Origin of the sequence: Aerococcus sp. UMB1112A (genome assembly GCF_030230715.1) — a bacterium.
Classification (GTDB): Bacteria; Bacillota; Bacilli; order Lactobacillales; family Aerococcaceae; genus Aerococcus.
In genome coordinates this window covers 1-1,364 of sequence record NZ_JASPDS010000059.1, presented here as the reverse complement: position 1 = coordinate 1,364, position 1,364 = coordinate 1, and the positions used below count along the sequence as shown (strand labels likewise).

1 rRNA gene is annotated in these 1,364 nt (G+C 52.2%); it reads left to right on the top strand.

The features are described from left to right. Window positions 1-1,364 (top strand): 23S ribosomal RNA (locus QP860_RS10530); the annotation flags it as partial.

Genomic DNA, 1,364 nt, shown 5'->3' with positions numbered 1-1,364 from the left:
ACGCAGCGAACTGAAACATCTAAGTAGCTGCAGGAAGAGAAAGAAATATCGATTTCCCAAGTAGCGGCGAGCGAACAGGAAAGAGCCCAAACCGGCAGATTTATCTGCCGGGGTTGTAGGACTGAGACATGGCACTTCAGAGGATAGCAGAAGCGTTTGGGAAAACGCGCCAGAGAGGGTGAGAGCCCCGTAAGCGAAATCCAAAGAAGGCCTATCAGTATCCTGAGTAGGGCGGGACACGTGAAATCCCGTTTGAATCCGCGAGGACCATCTCGCAAGGCTAAATACTAACCAGTGACCGATAGTGAACCAGTACCGTGAGGGAAAGGTGAAAAGAACCCCGGGAGGGGAGTGAAAGAGAACCTGAAACCGTGTGCCTACAAGTAGTCAGAGCCCGTTAACGGGTAATGGCGTGCCTTTTGTAGAATGAACCGGCGAGTTGCGTTAGTCAGCAAGGTTAAGTCAGAAAAGACGGAGCCGCAGCGAAAGCGAGTCTGAAGAGGGCGAGCAGTTGGCTGACGCAGACCCGAAACCAAGTGACCTACCCATGACCAGGTTGAAGGCGCGGTAAAACGCGCTGGAGGACCGAACCCACGTAAGTTGAAAATTGCGGGGATGAGTTGTGGGTAGCGGTGAAATTCCAAACGAACTTGGAGATAGCTGGTTCTCTCCGAAATAGCTTTAGGGCTAGCCTCGCAAAGAGGATGCTGGAGGTAGAGCTCTGTTTGGACTAGGGGCCCGTCAAGGGTTACTGAATTCAGATAAACTGCGAATTCCAGACATTTATGTGCGGGAGTCAGACTGCGAGTGATAAGATCCGTAGTCGAAAGGGAAACAGCCCAGATCACCAGTTAAGGTCCCAAAATTCATGCTAAGTGGAAAAGGATGTGGAGTTGCGCAGACAACTAGGACGTTGGCTCAGAAGCAGCCATCATTCAAAGAGTGCGTAATAGCTCACTAGTCGAGTGACGCCGCGCCGAAAATTTACCGGGGCTAAGCATGATACCGAAACTGTGGATGTGCATTTATGCACGTGGTAGGAGAGCGTTCTAGCGGCGGTGAAGCATGACCGAGAGGACATGTGGAGCTTCTAGAAGTGAGAATGCCGGTATGAGTAACGAAAGACAGGTGAGAATCCTGTCCGCCGCAAGACTAAGGTTTCCTGGGGCAGGCTCGTCCGCCCAGGGTAAGTCGGGACCTAAGGCGAGGCCGAGAGGCGTAGTCGATGGACAACAGGTTGAAATTCCTGTACTGCACCGAATCGTTATGAGCGATGGAGGGACGCAGGAGGCTAGCAGCGCGTGGTGCTGGATACCACGTTCAAGCGTCAAGTCTGAGAGCGAGTCAAATGCTTGCTTTCATAA